The organism is Streptacidiphilus sp. MAP12-33 (genome assembly GCF_041261265.1).
In the GTDB taxonomy this organism is placed as follows: domain Bacteria; phylum Actinomycetota; class Actinomycetes; order Streptomycetales; family Streptomycetaceae; genus Streptacidiphilus.
Map to the genome: position 1 here is coordinate 38,978 of NZ_JBGCCA010000012.1, position 17,370 is coordinate 56,347.

At 74.2% G+C, this 17,370-nt stretch carries 12 protein-coding genes, 5 tRNA genes and 1 pseudogene; 9 read left to right on the plus strand and 9 right to left on the minus strand.

Going from position 1 to position 17,370, the window contains the following annotated elements; all coding sequences use genetic code 11:
* Positions 1-197: 197 nt before the first annotated feature.
* The 4 genes from cbiE to ABH931_RS14230 all read left to right on the plus strand — a co-directional run bounded on the left by cbiE (position 198) and on the right by ABH931_RS14230 (position 7,869).
* Positions 198-1,397: a precorrin-6y C5,15-methyltransferase (decarboxylating) subunit CbiE gene (gene cbiE / locus ABH931_RS14215; RefSeq protein ID WP_370113016.1), complete on the plus strand. Its 1,200-nt coding sequence runs from the start codon at positions 198-200 to the stop codon at positions 1,395-1,397.
* Between the two features lie 345 nt (positions 1,398-1,742).
* Positions 1,743-5,558, plus strand: a complete 3,816-nt coding sequence (gene cobT, locus ABH931_RS14220) for a nicotinate-nucleotide--dimethylbenzimidazole phosphoribosyltransferase (protein ID WP_370113018.1) — start codon at positions 1,743-1,745, stop codon at positions 5,556-5,558.
* A 257-nt stretch (positions 5,559-5,815) separates the two neighbouring features.
* Positions 5,816-7,042, plus strand: coding sequence for a uroporphyrinogen-III C-methyltransferase (cobA, locus tag ABH931_RS14225; RefSeq protein ID WP_370113020.1), 1,227 nt, complete (start codon positions 5,816-5,818; stop codon positions 7,040-7,042).
* 23 nt (positions 7,043-7,065) lie between these two features.
* Positions 7,066-7,869, plus strand: a complete 804-nt coding sequence (locus ABH931_RS14230) for a TrmH family RNA methyltransferase (protein WP_370113022.1) — start codon at positions 7,066-7,068, stop codon at positions 7,867-7,869.
* Between the two features lie 15 nt (positions 7,870-7,884).
* On the opposite strand, the gene ABH931_RS14235 is transcribed toward ABH931_RS14230, so the two are convergent.
* A complete protein-coding gene (locus tag ABH931_RS14235; protein ID WP_370113024.1) occupies positions 7,885-8,670 on the minus strand; it encodes an amidohydrolase family protein in 786 nt (261 codons plus the stop codon).
* A 104-nt stretch (positions 8,671-8,774) separates the two neighbouring features.
* Between ABH931_RS14235 and ABH931_RS14240 the strand changes: the two genes are divergently transcribed.
* Positions 8,775-9,128, plus strand: coding sequence for a MerR family transcriptional regulator (locus tag ABH931_RS14240; protein WP_370113026.1), 354 nt, complete (start codon positions 8,775-8,777; stop codon positions 9,126-9,128).
* A 295-nt stretch (positions 9,129-9,423) separates the two neighbouring features.
* Here the strand turns inward: ABH931_RS14240 and ABH931_RS14245 are convergent, their stop codons facing one another.
* Together ABH931_RS14245 and ABH931_RS14250 are read right to left on the minus strand one after the other, a co-directional pair.
* Positions 9,424-9,837, minus strand: coding sequence for a hydrolase (locus tag ABH931_RS14245; protein ID WP_370113252.1), 414 nt, complete (start codon positions 9,835-9,837; stop codon positions 9,424-9,426).
* A 1,265-nt stretch (positions 9,838-11,102) separates the two neighbouring features.
* A pseudogene (locus tag ABH931_RS14250) lies at positions 11,103-12,299 on the minus strand (serine/threonine-protein kinase); the annotation flags it as partial.
* Between the two features lie 423 nt (positions 12,300-12,722).
* Between ABH931_RS14250 and ABH931_RS14255 the strand changes: the two are divergent.
* A complete protein-coding gene (locus tag ABH931_RS14255) occupies positions 12,723-12,959 on the plus strand; it encodes a hypothetical protein (RefSeq protein WP_370113028.1) in 237 nt (78 codons plus the stop codon).
* A gap of 152 nt (positions 12,960-13,111) precedes the next feature.
* On the opposite strand, the gene ABH931_RS14260 is transcribed toward ABH931_RS14255, so the two are convergent.
* From ABH931_RS14260 to ABH931_RS14280, 5 genes are all read right to left on the minus strand, one after another.
* Positions 13,112-13,186 (minus strand) — tRNA-Val (locus ABH931_RS14260).
* Positions 13,187-13,227: 41 nt separating this feature from the next.
* A tRNA-Val gene (locus ABH931_RS14265) sits at positions 13,228-13,299 on the minus strand.
* Positions 13,300-13,358: 59 nt separating this feature from the next.
* Positions 13,359-13,430, minus strand: a tRNA-Val gene (locus tag ABH931_RS14270).
* A 1-nt stretch (position 13,431) separates the two neighbouring features.
* Positions 13,432-13,505 (minus strand) — tRNA-Cys (locus ABH931_RS14275).
* A 34-nt stretch (positions 13,506-13,539) separates the two neighbouring features.
* Positions 13,540-13,611: transfer RNA gene (locus tag ABH931_RS14280), tRNA-Gly, on the minus strand.
* Positions 13,612-13,837: 226 nt separating this feature from the next.
* On the opposite strand from ABH931_RS14280, the gene ABH931_RS14285 reads away from it, so the two are divergent.
* From ABH931_RS14285 to ABH931_RS14295, 3 genes are all read left to right on the plus strand, one after another.
* Positions 13,838-14,851, plus strand: coding sequence for a chorismate-binding protein (locus tag ABH931_RS14285; protein WP_370113254.1), 1,014 nt, complete (start codon positions 13,838-13,840; stop codon positions 14,849-14,851).
* 262 nt (positions 14,852-15,113) lie between these two features.
* Positions 15,114-15,935 (plus strand): aminotransferase class IV, encoded by an 822-nt coding sequence (locus ABH931_RS14290; protein ID WP_370113030.1) that lies wholly within the window; start codon positions 15,114-15,116, stop codon positions 15,933-15,935.
* 63 nt (positions 15,936-15,998) lie between these two features.
* Positions 15,999-16,841, plus strand: coding sequence for a GNAT family N-acetyltransferase (locus ABH931_RS14295; RefSeq protein ID WP_370113032.1), 843 nt, complete (start codon positions 15,999-16,001; stop codon positions 16,839-16,841).
* Positions 16,842-16,855: 14 nt separating this feature from the next.
* On the opposite strand, the gene ABH931_RS14300 is transcribed toward ABH931_RS14295, so the two are convergent.
* On the minus strand, positions 16,856-17,344 hold the full coding sequence (locus tag ABH931_RS14300) for a DsbA family protein (protein WP_370113034.1): 489 nt from the start codon (positions 17,342-17,344) through the stop codon (positions 16,856-16,858).
* Positions 17,345-17,370 lie beyond the last annotated feature (26 nt).

Here is a 17,370-nt window from a genome sequence, read left to right on the forward strand (position 1 = left end):
TGTGCTCACGGGATCTCAAGGCCCACGGCGGCTTGTCGCGCAGTTCCCCGCGCCCCTGAGGTCATGCAACGTCCCTCGCGCGCAAGGCCGTGCGCCGCTGGGGCGGTGCCCCCGGATAGTGCAACGGGACGTGGGCGGTTAGCCTGTGCGCGCCGGTTCGAAAACGACTGCGGGGGAAAACGTGCGGAGCGACCGCCATGGCTGACCGGGTCACCGTGATCGGCTGGGACGGTTCGCCGCTCAGCGCCGCAGGGAAGGCCGCGCTGGACGCGGCGACGCTCGTCGCCGCCGCACCCGGGCCGCTCCGTGCGCTGACCCTCGCCGCAGGAGTCGAGCGCATGGCGCTCGGGAGCGTGGAGCTGGTGGCGCGGCGCATCGCGGACCACCGCGGGACCGCGGTCGTCGTCGCGGACGGGGACCCCGGATTCTTCGGTGTCGTGCGGACCCTGCGCCGGCCCGAGTACGGCCTCGAACTGGAGGTGCTGCCGGCGGTCTCCGCCGTCGCCGCGGCCTTCGCCCGCGCCGGCATGCCCTGGGACGACGCCCAGATCGTCTCCACCCACGGCCGCGGCGGCCTGCGCCGAGCGGTCAACGTCTGCCGGGCGCACCCGAAGGTCGCGGTCCTGACCGCGCCCGGCGCCGGGCCCTCCGAGCTCGCGCTGATGCTGCGCGACGTCCACCGGACCTTCGTGATCTGCGAGTCCCTCGGCGGTCCCGAGGAGAACGTCACCGTCCTCACCTCGGACCGCGTCCCCGACCACCTGTGGCGGGACCCCAACGTCGTGCTCGTCATCGGCGGTTCCGGCAACGGCGGACCGCTGCCGCCCTCGGGATGGCTCGCCGGACGGCCGGTCGACTTTCCCGGCAAGGGCGGTCGCGGCTGGGCGCAGTCGGACTCGGCGCCGAGCCGCGAGCTCTCCGCGCCCGTCCGGGCGCTGGCGCTGGCCCGGCTCGGGCCGCGTCCGGGAGACCTGGTCTGGGACGTGGGCGCCGGTGACGGCGCCCTCGCCGTGGACGCCGCGCGCTGCGGCGCCGCGGTCATCGCCGTCGACCGCGACCCCGACGCCTGCGCCCGACTCGACGTCAACGCCCGCCGCGCGGGCGTGGAGGTGCAGACCGTGCTCGGCACCGCGCCCGCCGCGCTCGCGGACCTGCCCGAGCCGGACACCGTCCTCGTCCGCCACGGCGCGGCCGTCCTCCAGGCCTGCCTGACCCGGCGCCCGGAGCGGATCGTCGCGCTCCCGCGCACCACCGCGGAGCTGGAGGAGGTCCGGCGCGCCTTCGCGCGGTCCGGCTACCGCGTCGAGGGCAGCCTGCTGCAGTCCTCCCCGCTCGACGCCGAAGGGCAGTTGGGCGCAGCCGCGCCGTGCTGGGTGCTCTGGGGCGACCGGGACTGAGCGGGCGGGTACCCCACCAGCACGCCCGCGTCCAGGGCGCAAGACCGTGGCGCCCGGCGTCACTGACGGCAGGTAGGCTGACGCCGTGTCCCGAGGGGCTCGGTGCAACGTGTCGGAAGCCACAGCACCGGCGGGCGTGCTCGTTGGCCATGGCCCCCGATGGGACGGAAGAATGCCGGTGTGGCCGGGGCGATCGTGCCGGTTGCCCCGGTTCTGTCGTTCTTCTTTGTGGCGGGCGGGGTCACCACCGGTTCGTCACAGTGAGGCGAGGACCGGAACGGTGGGCGCCGTGGTCGTGGACCGCGGGGCCATGGACGCCAGGCGGCCCTGGAAGGAGCCAGTGACATGAGCGAGACCGGCAACGTCCCCCTCGGGGGGCAGGTACCCGGTGTCGAGCCGGAGCAGGTGCCGCAGCCCCATGGGTTCGCGGCCGAGCAGGGCCCGGCCCAGGGCGTCCGGCCCGCTTACACCTTCCTCGACGAGGTGGACGAGGAAGAGGACGAGCTGCTCATGCCCGGCCCGCAGGGCGCGTGGAACGACGGCGCGCGCGGTCAGGAGTACCCGCCGGGGCAGATCCCGCCGGTGGTTCCCGTGGTCCCCGCCGCTTACGGCACCGCTTCGTTCGAGACCGGCTCGTTCGAGGGCGGCGCCTACGGGGCGCCCGCCTTCGAGGGCGGCGCCTACGAGCCCGGCGTGACGACACACGCCCCCGCGCACGGCGAGCCGCCCGCGCCCTCCTGGCCCCCGCTGACGCCCCCCGGTCCGGGTGAGCCGCACCTGGCGCAGCCGCCGGTCGCCCCCGCCGCCGTCGATCCGCTCACGGATCCGCTGACGGGTCCGCTGCCCACCGCGCTGGGCCAGCCCGGCCTGACCGTCGACCACTCCGCGCTGACGGCCCCCGTCGCGAGCCTGGGCGAGGGCGTGCCTGTCGACCCGTACGCGGCCCCGTCCTACCCGAGCGAGCCGTACGCCGCCACCGTCGGCATGCCCGTCGAGCAGCCCGCCGCGTCCGCCGCGTACATCCTGGCGCAGCAGCCGGTCGTGGAGCCCCAGCCGGCCGTGGAGCCCCAGGCGGTCGTGGAGCCCGGGCTCGGCGCCGAGGCGGCGCCGCTCGCCGAGGCCGGGTCCGGTCCGGACGCCGTGCCGCGGCGCCCCCTGCACGCCGGTCCGCCCATCCCGGACCCCTCCCTGATGACGGGCCAGGTGCCCGTCCGCTCCCTCGCCGACCGCGGCCCGAGCAGCCACGGCGGCAACGGCCCGCTGCCGGCCGGCACGCCACCGTTCGGCGTTCCCACGCCGGTCGTGCCTGTTCCGGTCGCAGTCGCCGTGATGCCCGGTGCGCCCGAGTACCTGGACCAGTCCGCCGCCGCTGCGGCCTCCGCCACCGTCCCCGTGCAGATGCCCTCCCCGGACAGCACGCTCGGCGGCTCGGCGGCGCAGACCGAGGCGCTCGCCCAGGCCGGTGCGTTCGCGCCGGTCGTGAGCGCCGTGCCCGTCGTCGAGGCAGCCGCCGAGGTCGCGCCCGAGGCCGTCGCCGCTCCGGCGGGCGAGGTCACGGGCGGGGGCCTGAGCGAGCCGCAGGCCGTCGGCGGACCGTTCGTCATGGAGCCGGTGGCCGTCGAGCCCACGGCCCAGATGTCGGCCCAGGCCGTCGCTGTCGCGGTCGCCGATCCGGCCGCCGCCCTGGCCCCCGTCGCCGAGCACGTCCCGGGCGGGCCGGAGCAGCCGCAGGCCGAGCCGGTCGTCCCGGCGCAGGGCCGGGCCACCGAGGCCGCCCCCACGAGCCGCATCGCCTCCTTCATCACCCCGCCGTCGCAGGCCCCGGCCCAGCCGGAGGAGACCGCCCAGGGCATGGGCGTGCTGACCGGCGAGCCGGTGGCCGAGCCGGTCACGTCGCCCTCCGCGGCCGTGACGACGGAGACCGCCGAACCCGTCGAGTCGGTCGAGTCGGTCGAGTCGGTCGAGTCCGCTCAGGCGGCGGCGCAGGCCGCCGACGAGCAGACTGGTGAGCCGGTGGCCCGGCCCACGGTCGACGAGGCCGACGCGGTCGAGGTGACCGAGGGGACCGGGGCCATCGCGGAGTCGGTGGGGGAGCAGGGTGCTGAGGCGTCGGCCGAGCCGGTCGTCGAGGCACCGGTGGAGTCGGACGTGGAGGCAGGGAACGTGGCGGAACAGGCCGTGGCCGAGCAGGCGCCGGAGTCGCAGGAGGCCCTTCCGGGCCAGGCTGCCCAGGAGCCGCAGCAGGAGACCGCGGCCGGACCGGAGGCAGCAGCCCCGGCCCCTGCCGAACCGTCGGCGGACGCCGCCCCGGCCGACGTGACGGCCGAACCGTCCGTGGCCGAGCAGGCCGGGACGCCCGAGGGTGTCGTGGAGTCCGTGGACGCGGACGCGTCCGAGGAGCCGCTCGGCGACGCCGCCCCCGGCTACGACGAGGACATGCGCGAGGCCGTGCACCGCGTCATGCGCGAGCGCCGCGACATCCGCAACGGCTTCCGTTCCGACCCGATCCCGCACGAGGTGCTGATCCGGGTCCTGGAGGCCGCGCACACCGCGCCCAGCGTCGGCTACTCCCAGCCCTGGGACTTCGTCGTCATCCGCTCCGCCAAGACCCGGACCAAGATGCACGAGCTGGCCGAGCGTCAGCGCGACATCTACGCCGAGTCGCTCCCCAAGGGCCGCGCCAAGCAGTTCAAGGAACTGAAGATCGAGGCCATCCGGGAGACCCCGGTCAACATCGTGGTCACCGCCGACCGCACCCGCGGCGGCCGCCACACCCTGGGCCGTCACACCCAGCCGCAGATGGCGCCGTACTCGGCCGCCCTCGCGGTGGAGAACCTCTGGCTCGCCGCGCGCGCCGAGGGCTTGGGCGTCGGCTGGGTCAGCTTCTTCGACGAGGTGGAGCTGGTCCGCGAGCTCGGCCTGCCGGAGCACCTGGAGGTCGTCGCCTACCTCTGCGTCGGCTACGTCAACGAGTTCCCGGAGGAGCCCGAGCTGGCGCAGGCCGGCTGGGCCAGGAAGCGCCCGCTCTCCTGGGTCGTGCACGAGGAGACCTACGGCCGCCGCGCCCTGCCGGGCGAGGAGCCGCACAGCGTGCTCCAGGAGACCCTGCGCGGCATCCGCCCGCTGGACGCCAAGGCGCTCGGCGAGGCCTGGGACCGCCAGAAGCGGATGACCAAGCCGGCCGGCTCGCTGGGCATGCTGGAGATAATCTCCGCGCAGCTGTGCGGGCTGAGCCGCAAGTGCCCGCCGCCGATCCCGGAGCCCGCCTGCGTCGCGATCTTCGCCGGTGACCACGGTGTCCACGCCCAGGGCGTCACCCCGTGGCCGCAGGAGGTCACCGCGCAGATGGTCGGCAACTTCCTTGCCGGCGGCGCGGTCATCAACTCGTTCGCCAACCAGCTGGGTGCCGAGGTCTGCGTCGTCGACGTGGGCGTCGCCTCCGAGCTGCCCCCGGCGCTCGACTCAGGCCGCACCACCGGCCTGCTGCCGCGCAAGGTCCGCGCGGGCACCGGCGACATGACGCAGGGCCCCGCGATGACCCGCGAGGAGGCCATGCGCGCGCTGGAGGTCGGCATCGAGACCGCACGCGATCTGGTGGCCGCGGGCAACAAGGCGCTGGTCACCGGCGACATGGGCATCGCCAACACCACCGCTGCCGCCGCGCTGATCTCCGTCTTCACCGGTGAGGACCCGGCGGCCGTCACCGGCCGCGGCACGGGCATCGACGACGAGACGCACGCCCGCAAGGTCGCGATCATCCGTCAGGCGCTGGAGCTGCACCGTCCGGACCCGTCCGACCCGATCGGCGTCCTGGCGGCGGTCGGTGGCCTGGAGCACGCCGCGATCGCGGGCTTCCTGCTGGGCGCGGCGTCGCTGCGCACGCCGGTCATCCTCGACGGCGTGATCGCCGGCTCGGCGGCGCTGGTCGCCAAGGCGATCGCCCCCGAGGTGCTGGCGGCGTGCATCGCCGGCCACCGCTCGGCGGAGCCGGGGCACAAGGCGGCTCTCGCGAAGCTCGGTCTGCGTCCCCTCATCGACCTGGACCTCCGCCTCGGCGAGGGCACGGGCGCGCTGCTCGCTCTGCCGCTGGTGCAGTCGGCTGCGCGGGCGATGCACGAGGTGGCGACCTTCGACTCGGCGGGAGTCACCGAGAAGCACTAGCCCCTCCCCGGGCGAATCGCTTCTGCAGCGCTTTGCGGTGGCAAGGGTCACCTTTCGCTGCCGCACGAAGTTGCACTTTGCTAGGGGCGCGAGGAACTGCGCGACAAGCCACCCTGAGTGGTACGTCGCTGAACGAGCAGGGCCATCCGCATGTGGGTGGTTGCTCGCGCCCACAAGGCGGAGCCGCAAGTCAGCAGAGCCCCGCGCCCCTGGTGTGTTCCCCACGTCCGTAACCAGAGTTCTCCGGAGTGCCGCTGATGCCCACCGCACCGCTCGACGACGACACCACCCCGCCGTACCCGGTAGGCCTGCGCCTCGCCGGACGACGTGTCGTCGTCCTCGGTGGGGGCGTGGTCGCGCAGCGCCGGCTGCCGGCCCTGCTGAACGCCGGGGCCGACGTCGTGGTGGTCTCGCCCGAGACCACCCCCGCCGTCCAGGCCATGGCGGACGCCGGCGAGCTGCGCTGGGAGCAGCGTGCCTACCAGGTCGGGGACCTCGCCGAGGCCTGGTACGTGATGATCGCCACCTCGGACCCGCAGACGAATGCGGAGGCCGCCGCCGAAGCGGAAGCGCGCCGCATCTTCTGCGCGCGCAGTGACGACGCCTCCGCCGCCACCGCGTGGACCCCGGCCAGCGGGCGCGCCGAGGGGACCGTCGTGGCGGTGCTCTCCGGTGACCCGCGTCGCTCCGTCGCCCTGCGCGACGCCATCGTGAGCGGCGTGCGCGACGGCGGACTCCTCGCCGCGCACCACCGCGGACGCACCGCCGGTGTCGCGCTCGTCGGCGGCGGACCGGGTGACCCGGAGCTGATCACCGTCAAGGGCCGCAGGCTCCTCGCCGAGGCCGACGTGGTCGTCGCCGACCGGCTCGCCCCGCGCGAGCTGCTCGACGAGCTGCCGCCGCACGTGGAGGTCATCGACGCGTCGAAGATCCCCTACGGCCGCTACATGGCCCAGGAGGCGATCAACAACGCGCTGATCGAGCACGCCAAGGCGGGCAAGTTCGTGGTCCGGCTCAAGGGCGGCGACCCGTACGTCTTCGGGCGCGGCATGGAGGAGCTGATCGCCTGCGCCGAGGCGGGCGTGCCGGTCACCGTCGTGCCGGGCATCTCCAGCTCCATCAGCGTCCCGGCCGCCGCCGGGATCCCGGTCACCCACCGGGGTGTGACGCACGAGTTCACCGTCATCTCCGGGCACGTCGCCCCCGAGGACCCGCGTTCGCTGGTCAACTGGGACGCGGCCGCGAAGATGCGCGGCACGCTCGTGCTGCTCATGGCCGTCGAGCGGATCGCCGCCATCTCCGCCGCGCTGGTCGCGGGCGGGCGCGCGCCCGAGACGCCGGTCGCGGTGATCCAGGAGGGCACCACCGCCGCGCAGCGCGTCGTGCGGGCGACGCTCGCCACCGTCGCCGACGCGGTCGAGGCGGAGGGCATCCGTCCGCCGTCGATCGTCGTGATCGGCGACGTCGTCGCCTTGGCAGGCTGAGCGCGAGCGGGCAGGATCGACCCGTGGCCGAGCTCATCACCATCGAGGACCCCGAGGACCCGCGCCTCCACGACTACGTCGCGCTCACCGACGTGGAACTGCGCCGCCGCCGCGAGCCGGAGGAGGGGCTGTTCATCGCCGAGGGCGAGAAGGTGATCCGGCGTGCCCGGATCGCGGGCTACCGGATGCGGTCGATGCTGCTCTCGGCCAAGTGGATCGACCAGATGAAGGACGTCATCGACGAGGTCCCGGCCCCCGTCTACGCGGTGACGCCCGCCGTCGCGGAGCAGGTGACCGGCTACCACGTGCACCGCGGCGCCCTCGCCTCGATGCAGCGGAAGCCGGCCCGGCCGGTCAAGGACGTGCTGGCCGGCGTCCGCCGGGTCGCGGTCTTCGAGGACCTCGTCGACCACGCCAACATCGGCGCCGCGTTCCGCAACGCCGCCGCGCTCGGCGTCGACGCCATCCTGCTGAGCCCGCGCTGCGCGGACCCGCTCTACCGGCGCGCGGTCAAGGTGTCGATGGGCGCGACGCTCAGCCTCCCCTACGCCGTCCTCGACTCCTGGCCGGACGGGCTGACCCTGCTGCGCGACGAGGGCTTCACCGTCGCCGCCTTCTGCCTCGCGGACAACTCCGTCTCCCTGGACGAGTTCGCGGCGCGTCGCCACGACCGCGTGGCGCTGGTCTTCGGCACGGAGGGCAACGGCCTCAGCACGGCCGCGCTGCGCGCGGCGGACGAGTGGGTCACCATCCCGATGTCCAGCGGCGTCGACTCGCTCAACGTGGCCGCGGCCTCTGCCGTTGCTTTCTACGCCACCCGGGGCTGAGCCCCGCCCGCAGGCTCACAGCCCGAGCAGCTCCGCGAGGTTTCCACCGAGCACACGGTCACGCAACGCGCCCGGCTTGGTGACCCTTTCGACGGTGGCGCGGGCGAGCACCGGGTCGCCGTAGGGGGCGTCGGAGCCGAACAGCACCCGCTTCGGCAGCTCCGCGACCGCCAGGCGGACGGCGAGCACCACCGGCGCCGTGGACAGGTCCAGATACAGGCTCGGCGTCTCGCGGGCCAGCTCGATCGCGGTGAGCCAGTTGAGCCCACCCAGCTGACTGACCACCAGCGGGACGCGCGGGTGCCGCCTGGCCAGCGCGGCCAGTGTCGCGAGGTCCCCGGCGGTGGTGGGCGCGTAGCCGTGCACGACGACGGGCAACCCGCCGTGGTCGTCGGCCGCCCGCAGCACCGGCTCGACGAGCCCGGCCCCGTCCGGAGGCGGCGTCAGCTCGCCGACGCCGTGGAAGCCCCGGCCGACGACGTCCCGTTCGACCTGCACCTCGACGTCCTCGGGGGAGCGCGACAGATCGACCTTGCCGAAACCGATGAACCGGCCGGGATGGGCCGCGATCGCAGCCTCCAGTTCCCGCCGGGCGGCCTCGTACACGTCCGCACCCACCGCCGCGCCGCTGACCGTCTCGTGCAGGACGGCCAGCTCCCGCCGGAACGAGGCGAGGTCGGCTGCCCGCTCCGGGTGCGGGCGGGTGCCGAAGAGTACGGTGCGGTCGACCCCGGCGTCGTCGAGCAGGGCGATGTGGTCGGCCACAGGGGCGTGGACATGGCTGTGCGCGTCGATGATCAACGTGTTCTCCTGGTGGACCGGCCACGGCCGCGGGAATGCGGCCGCCGGGTCCAGCGTCGAACACTGACACGGTGACAAGGTCAAGCCGAGGGGGAGCAGCGGGCATGCGGATCGGGCAACTGGCGCAGCGCACGGGCACGAACGAGCGGCTGCTGCGCTACTACGAGCGCGTCGGACTGCTCACCTCCGAGCGTCTCCCCAACGGCTACCGCGACTTCCACCCGGACGCCGAGCAGACGGTCCGCACGATCCGTGCGCTGCTCGCCGCCGGGCTCCCCACCGCGCTGATCCGTCAGGTTCTGCCCTGCGGCCGCGACGACGGCTCCCTGCGCGCCTGCCCCGGCGTCCTCACCCGGCTGCGCGGCCAACTGGTCCGCCTCGACCAACGTGCGTCCGAACTGGACCGGGCCCGCGCGACGCTCCGCGAGGCGATCTCGGCGACGGAGCGGGCGCTCTGAGGCGCGACGCGACTACGGGAACCAGCGCGAGCCGTTCCGGGGTGGGTCCCGTTCGTCCCGGAGGGACGGTCGGATGATCGAGCGCAGGCGCTTCAGCTGTTTCACGCTGATCAGTAGCACCAGGCCCACGATGAGCAGGCTGGTGCAGGTTCGTGCCCCCAGAAGGAACCACCACTGCGCAGCGCCCGACGTCCGCCCGGCGAGGCCCAGGCAGGGGAAGGATGCGGTGCCGCCTCAGACCATCATCACGGGCGGTCAAACGTGTTGTGGCCTCCCGTGACTTCACCGACCGCCGTCAGGCGCCGACACGCTTGGCGCCGATCAGGACGCGGTAGCGTGCGCGGGTGCGGAAATCGGCGGTCGACCAGACGGTCGGCTGCCCGACCTCGCGACACAGGTGCAGGATCTGTTCCGGCCCCAGCCAGACCCCCACGTGGGCGCCGTAGGGATCGCTCGTCGGGCCGAACAGCAGCAGGTCCAGCGGCTCGGGCGAGGTGACGCGCATGGTTGCCGCGCGGTCCTCCCACAGCTCGCTGGAGCGCAGCGGCGGCACCTGTCGCCCGAAGTGCGCCAGGACGGCGTAGGCGTAGAGCTGGCAGTTCGCACCGGCCGCGAGGTCCGGTCGGGCGAGGACGGCCGGGGCCCCGGGGGAGCGTGCGCCGACGTACGGGACGTGGAGCAACGCGGGCGGTAGCAGGGCGGGATCCATGGCCGGGAGCGCGGCTCCGTCGTCCACCCGGGTGCTCCGGTTCAGCCGTGCGACGCGGCGGGGCTCGGGGTCGCGCCGAGGGCCTGGGTCCGGGTCTGGGCCGAGGGGGAGCCGGAGGGAGAGCTGGCAGGGGAGGCCGGGGTGGAGGCCGCGCCGGTGCCCGGCCAGGTCTCGGTCATGGTGCCCTTCGCGGCGATCGTGTAGCGGGTGGTGCTGACGGTGCGGCCGGCGCTCTGCGGGGTGCGTTCCTCGCGGAGGACCGCGCCGTTCTGGATCAGCCAGGTGCTGGTGCCGTTGGGGTCGCCGGTGGTGGCGTGGGCGGCCAGCAGAACCGGTTCTGCACCGCTGCGGAGCCGGTAGAGCTCGATCATGTCCTCCGGGACGGCCCGGTCGCGGCGGGTCAGCACGACGACCGCCGCCGTGTCGCCCTGGTAGCGGGCGGGCAGGACGGCGGTGAGGGTCACCGGCGCGCCGGGGCCCGTGCCGTGACCGTTCGACAGGTCGATGCGCGAACCGTCCGCCGGGTCCTGGTAGGAGCGTGAGCCCCAGTCCACCGCCGCGACGGCCTGGGCCGCCGCGTCGCCGGTGGCGACCGCGGCCAGGCCGGACGAGGCGTCCTGGGCGGCGGCCGGCGCCGCCTGGGAGGCGTTGACGCCCTGCGGAGCCGGCCGCGCCGGCCCGCTGCCCTTGGCTGTCCGGTTCTCGCAGCCCTGCGCCGTGGCGATCGCCAGCGCCACCCCGATGGTCACCGTGATGAACACGATCAGCCGCTGCCGCAGCAGCCGCCGACGCGCGGCCGGACCGCCGGGACGGCCGGGCGCGGGCGTGCGCGGGCCGCCACCCGACGGCCTGCGGGCCGGGTGCGGCGTGCGCGTGCCCGCGGGCGGAGCGGGACGCCGCGGCTGCTCGCCGGGACGACGCGCGGCGGCGATGCCCTCCACGGGCTCCCGCATCGTCGGCGGCAGCGGCCGCCGCCCCTGCGCGGGCCGCCGACTCTCGGGCCGGGCCCCGCCCGAACCGTGGGAGCCCTGGCCGTCGCCGCCTCGCGTGCCACCGCGCCTGCCTTCGGCGCGGGCCGCGTCACCCGGTCGCGACCCGCGCTCGCCTGCGTCGCTCGCCGAACCGGCCGCGCCGCCCGGACGGGCGCCGCGTCCGCGCGCGCCCGCTCCCTGGGGTTCGGTCCCACTGCCGGGCCGCAGCTCCCCGCCGCTTCCCGAGCCGCCCGCGTGCGGGCCGACCTCGTCGGCCCCGGCACCGTAGGAGTCCGGCCCGTAGGGGTCCTGTCCGGTGCCTGTCCGTCGAAGGCCCGCGCCGCTCGCCGCGCCCGACGGGCTGCCCGGCCGCGCGCCGCGTCCGCGCGGGTCCCGGCCGTAAGGGTCCGAGCCGGGGCCGGGCCGCAGGCGCGCGCCGCTCGCCGAACCGTCCCCGCGCGGGTCGCGCCCGTCGGTGCCCGGCCGCAGGCCGTCGCGCCGGGCGGTGCCGTGCGGTGGGTGCGCGTCCGCGTACCCGGCCAGGCCGGCGACGTCGCCGGGCGCCGGCCAGGACGCCTCGGTCGGCGCGGAGGCGTACGCCGGACCCGCGTGCCCGTCGGCGCCCGCGTCGTACTCGTACCCGTGGCCGTGCGCCTGCGGCGCGATGCTGCGCCCGATCGCGGCGCCGCGCGCGGCGAGTTCCCGCAGCCGGTCGTGGACCTGGGCGGGGGTGGGCCGTGCGGACGGGTCCTTGGCCAGGCAACTGCGGATCAGCGGTGCCAGCGCGGCCGGAAGACCCGTCAGGTCCGGTTCCTCGTGAACGACCCGATAGAGCATCACCTCGGAGCTGCCCGAGCCGAACGGGGTGTCACCCGTCGCCGCGTAGGCGAGCGTGCTGCCGAGGGCGAAGACGTCCGTCGCGCCCGTCACGGAGACGCCGCGCACCTGCTCCGGAGCGAGGAAGCCCGGGGAGCCGACGGCCGTGCCGACGTGCGTGAGCGTGCTGGCGCCGCTGGACCAGGCGATGCCGAAGTCGATGATCCGCGGGCCCTTGGGGGAGAGCAGGATGTTGGACGGCTTCAGGTCGCGGTGGACGACCCCGGCGTCGTGAACCTGGGCGAGCCCGTCCGCGAGCGCCGCGCCGATCGCCGCGACCTCCGCCCACGGCAGCGGACCCTCATCGCCCACCCGCTTGTACAGCGAGGGTCCGGGCACGTATACGGTGGCCAGCCAGGGGCGCTCGGCCTCGATGTCGGAGGAGACCAGGCGGGCGATGCAGCCGCCCCGGATCCGCGCGGCCGCGGCGACCTCACGCGCGAACCGGGTGCGGAACTCCGGGTCCTCCGCCAGCTCGGCGCGGATCAGCTTCAGTGCGACCTTCTGCCCCTTGCGGTCGGACCCGAGGAAGACGACCCCCATGCCGCCCGCGCCGAGCCTGCGGTGCAGGCGGTAGGGGCCGACGAGTCGCGGGTCCTCGCGCCGGAGCCGCATCTTCGTCACATCGCCGTCCCACCGTCAGGTCCCCGTCGCCGGGGGTGTGCTGGGCATACCCGAGCACGGATTGCCGATTGCCAGGACCACAGCTTACGGACTGCACGGACCGGTGTGCTGATACGCAACACCTTGCCGCCGCCTTCACAGCCACCCGGGGGCACAAGCCCGCCTCAGGGACAACCCTGAGAAGCCCCCCGAGGCGCTGTCCACCTGGGGTAGTAGTCCTCAGGTCGGAGGCTCCTCCCTGGGGCGGCCCGCAGGACCCTGCGCTGGCATGACGACCGGGAAGAAGCAGCCGCCTAACGTTGTTGTTGCGCGGTGGGCGGGACGCTCGTCCCCCGAGGATCTCCGCCTGCCGCGACCAGCCATGGCTCTCGGAGTCCAAGCCGGTACAGCAATCCGCAAGGACGGCCCGGAAGCATGGCACGGATGATGACGAAGACGACGAAACGGTGGATGGGGGCGTCAGCGATGGCCATGCAGGAGACCGGGAGCCGACCGCCGCGTCGGCGCAGGCCGGCGTCGGACGGCACCAGGAACCCCCTGGTCGCGCTCGCCATCGCGCTGCCCGTCGCCGCGCTGCTCGCCTACGCCTTCGGGGGTTGGCACCAGTTCGCGCTCCAGGCGAACACCATGGTGCAGATGTTCGGCCACTGAGCCGCGCTGCGCCTCCAGGACCGCGGGTGGCGGGTCCGGTCTGTCGGTGAGGGCAGACCGGGCTCGTCCCCCGCACTTCTTCGTGCCCGCGAGCGGCAGCCGGGCAGCAGCAGAAGGGCCCCGACAACCGTCGGGGCCCTTCTGACCTGCTCTGGTGCGCGATACTGGGATTGAACCAGTGACCTCTTCCGTGTCAGGGAAGCGCTCTCCCGCTGAGCTAATCGCGCGGGTGGTACTGCTTGTACTGCACACCCTCCGAGGAGGGCAGTGCGCGATACTGGGATTGAACCAGTGACCTCTTCCGTGTCAGGGAAGCGCTCTCCCGCTGAGCTAATCGCGCGGGTGGTACTGCTTGTACTGCTGGGTCCTGCGGTGGTGCACGGTCCTGTGAGGGACCAGTGCGCGATACTGGGATTGAACCAGTGACCTCTTCCGTGTCAGGGAAGCGCTCTCCCGCTGAGCTAATCGCGCATGGAGGTGGAGACGGGATTTGAACCCGTGTACACGGCTTTGCAGGCCGTTGCCTCGCCTCTCGGCCACTCCACCGAGGCGGGGGGTCAACAGGCAACCCCCTACTCAGAGCGGACGACGGGATTCGAACCCGCGACCCTCACCTTGGCAAGGTGATGCTCTACCACTGAGCCACGTCCGCGTGATCTCCGGTGGCTGACCGCTTTCGTATCCAGCGGTCCGCGTCCCGGCGACGTGTTGAACTCTAGCGGATTCCGGGCCCAGCTCAAATTCCGTATCCCCTGCGTGCCGGAACGGGGTCCTCGGCCGCAGGCGCTCCGGCCTGCGGAGACCTAGACTTCGGCCACCGCCGTAATCGCACAGGAGTCGACGCACCCGTGACCCAGCAGCTCTTCTCCACCGATGCCATGGCCCGCTTCGCGGGTCGGGTCGCGACCGGACTGCTCGAGGTCAGCGACGATCCGGCAGTTCTGGACGGCACCGGATTCTGGGCGGTTGTCGCGGATTTCGAGGGCCGGATCACGTGCGCCCGGTTTGCCGACGTCCGTCCCGAGGAATCGTTTCCGCGCACCGATCCGGCCGGCTGGCTCGGCCCGGAACGTTCCGCCTGGCACAGTTCTCTCGACCACGCCGCGTACACCGCCGGCGTCCGCCGCATCCGCGAGCACATCGCCGCCGGCGAGGTCTACCAGGCCAACCTGTGCCGCGTCCTGCGCGCGCGCCTGCCCGACCCGGCCCGCGCGGACGTGGACGCCCTGACCGCACGCCTGGCCCTCGGGAACCCCGCCCCCTACGCCGGCACGGTCCGCCTCCCGGACCACGGCGTCGAGGTCGCCTCCGCCTCGCCCGAGCTGTTCCTGCGCCGCGACGGCGGTGTGGTCCTCTCCGGCCCGATCAAGGGCACCGGCCGGACCGAGGAGGACCTGCTGGAGAAGGACTTCGCCGAGAACGTCATGATCGTCGACCTGGTCCGCAACGACCTCGGCCGCGTGGCCGTGACGGGCAGCGTCACTGTTCCCGACCTGTGCGCGGTGGAGAAGCACCCCGGGCTGGTGCACCTCGTCTCCACGGTCCAGGGCAGGCTCCGCGCGGACGCGGGCTGGCCGGAGCTGTTCGCCGCGACCTTCCCGCCCGGGTCGGTGACGGGTGCCCCCAAGAGCAGTGCCCTGCGGATCATCGAGGCCCTGGAGACCGCGCCGCGCGGCCCCTACTGCGGCGCGGTCGGCTGGGTGGACGCGGACCGGGGCATCGGAGAACTCGCGGTCGGCATCCGCACGTTCTGGGTCGAGCGGGACGGCGCGTCAGCGACGGTTCGCTTCGGCACGGGCGCGGGCATCACCTGGGGGTCGGATCCGGAACGCGAGTGGGACGAGACGGAGCTCAAGGCCTCCCGCCTGCTGACGGTCGCCTCCGAGCGGTAGTTGCACTGCCCTCAGGGGTGCGGAGCTCTGCCGATGTGCGGCTCCGCCGCGTGGACGCGAGCAACCACCGGCGTGCCGATGGCCCTGCGCGCCCCGGACCATCCGCTCGTCGGAGGTGCCCTCTCCGGCGTGCGGATGGTCCGGGGCGAGCAGCGCCGTCCGCCCCGGATGGGTTCCTCGCGCAGTTCCCCCGCCCCTGGGGGTCCCGTTTAGGATCAAGTGCGAGTGGGTGCAACCGAGACTCACAGCGAGGAGAGCGACCGTGCGGACCTGGGTCAACGGCCGGCTGGCCGACGCCGCGGAGGCGACCGTCTCCGTGCTGGACCACGGCATGACCGTCGGTGACGGCGTCTTCGAGACGGTCAAGGCGATCGACGGGCGTCCCTTCGCCCTGCGGCGGCACCTGTCGCGGCTGGAGCGCAGCGCGCGTGGGCTGGGGTTGCCGACGCCCGACCGCGCCGAGGTCGAGCGCGCGTGCGCCGCCGTCCTGGAGGCCAACCCCGTCGCGCTCGGGCGGCTGCGGATCACCTACACCGGCGGCCTCGCGCCGCTCGGCTCGGACCGGGGTGACGCGCCGGCCACGCTCGTCGTGGCCGTCGGCCCGACCCCGCGACGTCCCGACACCGCCGCCGTGGTGACCGTCCCGTGGACGCGCAACGAGCACGGTGCGACGGCCGGGCTCAAGACCACCTCGTACGCCGAGAACGTCGTCGCCCTCGCCCGTGCCCACGAGCAGGGGGCGAGTGAGGCGCTGCTCGCCAACACCACCGGCCGGCTGTGCGAGGGAACCGGGTCCAACGTCTTCGTCGTGGTGGGCGGCCGCCTGCTGACCCCGCCGCTGAGCTCCGGCTGCCTCGCGGGAGTCACCCGCGCGTTGGTGCTGGAGTGGACCGACGCGGAGGAGGCCGACCTGCCGTACTCCGTGCTGGAGGAGGCCGAGGAGATCTTCCTGACCGGCACTCTGCGCGACGTCCAGGCGATTTCCCGGGTGGACCGGCGTGACCTGCCCGGCGCGCCCGGTCCGGTCACCGCGAAGGTCATGGCGATCTTCGCGGAGCGCGTTGCCGCCGATCTCGAGCCCTGACGGCCACCAGCCCTGACGATCACCCTGACGGCCACCAGCCCTGACGACCACAGGAGGCCCCGCGTGACCACGACCCTGCGTCCCACCGGCCCCGAGCGCACCGACGACCAGGGCGGGCGTGAGCGCGCGTACGCGATCTGCGTCAACGGGCGCGCGGTGGGGGCGGTGCGGGTCCGGGCCGATGCCGACGGGATCGGCGAGATCGCCGACCTGGCGGTCGAGGAGCAGGGCCGCGGCCGCGGGCGTGGCACGACGGCGGTCCTGGCGGTGGAGGAGATCCTGCGCGGGTGGGGCTGCCCACGCGTGGAGGGCGTGGTCGTCGGCGAGGAGGGCGACCCGACGGTCGCCCGGCTGCTGCGCTGGGCGCAGTCGCTGGGATACGTGCCCGCCGCACGCAACATGGTCAAGACGCTCCCGGCCACGCCGCCGGAGCTCCCCGCGGGCCTGTCGGCCCGCCCGCTTACCGCGGCGGAGTTCCCGGCCTGGCGGGACTCCCGCAACGCGGGCTACGCACAGATGCTGCTCCGGCACGCCGGTCTCTCGCCCGAACAGGCCGAGGCCAGGTCGGGGGCGAGCCACGCGCAGCTGCTGCCGCAGGGGCTGGACACCCCCGACGTGTCGATCCAGCACCTGCTGGCCGGGGACGACGTGGTCGGCATGCTCTGGGTCAGGACGGCGGAGTCGCCCGAGCGCCCGGCGTGGGTCTTCGACGTCGAGGTGATGGAGGGGTTTCGCGGCCACGGGTACGGGCGCGCCCTGATGCTGCTGGCCGAACGGGTCACCCTCGTGGCGGGCCGCGACCGCCTCGGCCTCAACGTCCACGCGGGGAACACGCCCGCGGAGCGGCTGTACGAGTCTCTCGGCTACCGGACCTACCGCTGGGCCTTCGCCAAGCCGCTCTCGTAGCCGAGCGGCTGCCCTCAGCCCAGCAGCTCGTCGATCCGGCCCCGGAGCCCGTCCTGGCTCTTCGAGCCGTCCAGCAGCTTGCCCGCCACCACGTACGTGGGCGTGCCCTTGACGCCGATCGCCTTGCCCTCGGCGTGGTCCGCCTCGACCGTGAAGCTGTGCCGGCCGTCGATCAGCGCCGTGTCCAGCTCCTCGCCGTCCAGGCCCAGTTCGGTGGCGAGCGCGGCGAGGAAGCCGGTGCCGCCGCGCTCCAGCTCCGGCAGACGCCCGAGCAGCGCCTCGACGTAGGGCCAGCCCCGGCCCTGGGCGAAGGCCTCCTCCGCGGCCTCCGCCGCCGCGAAGGCGAACTTGTGCTTCTCCAGCGGGAAGTGCCGCAGCACGAGGTCGATGCTGTCGCCGTGCGCGGCGCGCAGCGCCCGCACGTCGTCGAGGGCGGTCGCGCAGTCGGGGCACTGGAGGTCGCACCAGAACTCGACGGTTCGGCGCGCGGAACTTTCGGTCATGCTCGAAAGTCTCCCATTTCGGGAAG

Coding starts and splice junctions, on each gene's coding strand:
- ABH931_RS14255 (WP_370113028.1), top strand. CDS start 12,723: ATGGCACGGATGATGACGAAGACGACGAAACGGTGGATGGGGGCGTCA.
- ABH931_RS14285 (WP_370113254.1), top strand. CDS start 13,838: ATGGCCCGCTTCGCGGGTCGGGTCGCGACCGGACTGCTCGAGGTCAGC.
- ABH931_RS14240 (WP_370113026.1), top strand. CDS start 8,775: ATGCGGATCGGGCAACTGGCGCAGCGCACGGGCACGAACGAGCGGCTG.
- ABH931_RS14245 (WP_370113252.1), bottom strand. CDS start 9,837: ATGGATCCCGCCCTGCTACCGCCCGCGTTGCTCCACGTCCCGTACGTC.
- ABH931_RS14300 (WP_370113034.1), bottom strand. CDS start 17,344: ATGACCGAAAGTTCCGCGCGCCGAACCGTCGAGTTCTGGTGCGACCTC.
- cobT (WP_370113018.1), top strand. CDS start 1,743: ATGAGCGAGACCGGCAACGTCCCCCTCGGGGGGCAGGTACCCGGTGTC.
- cbiE (WP_370113016.1), top strand. CDS start 198: ATGGCTGACCGGGTCACCGTGATCGGCTGGGACGGTTCGCCGCTCAGC.
- cobA (WP_370113020.1), top strand. CDS start 5,816: ATGCCCACCGCACCGCTCGACGACGACACCACCCCGCCGTACCCGGTA.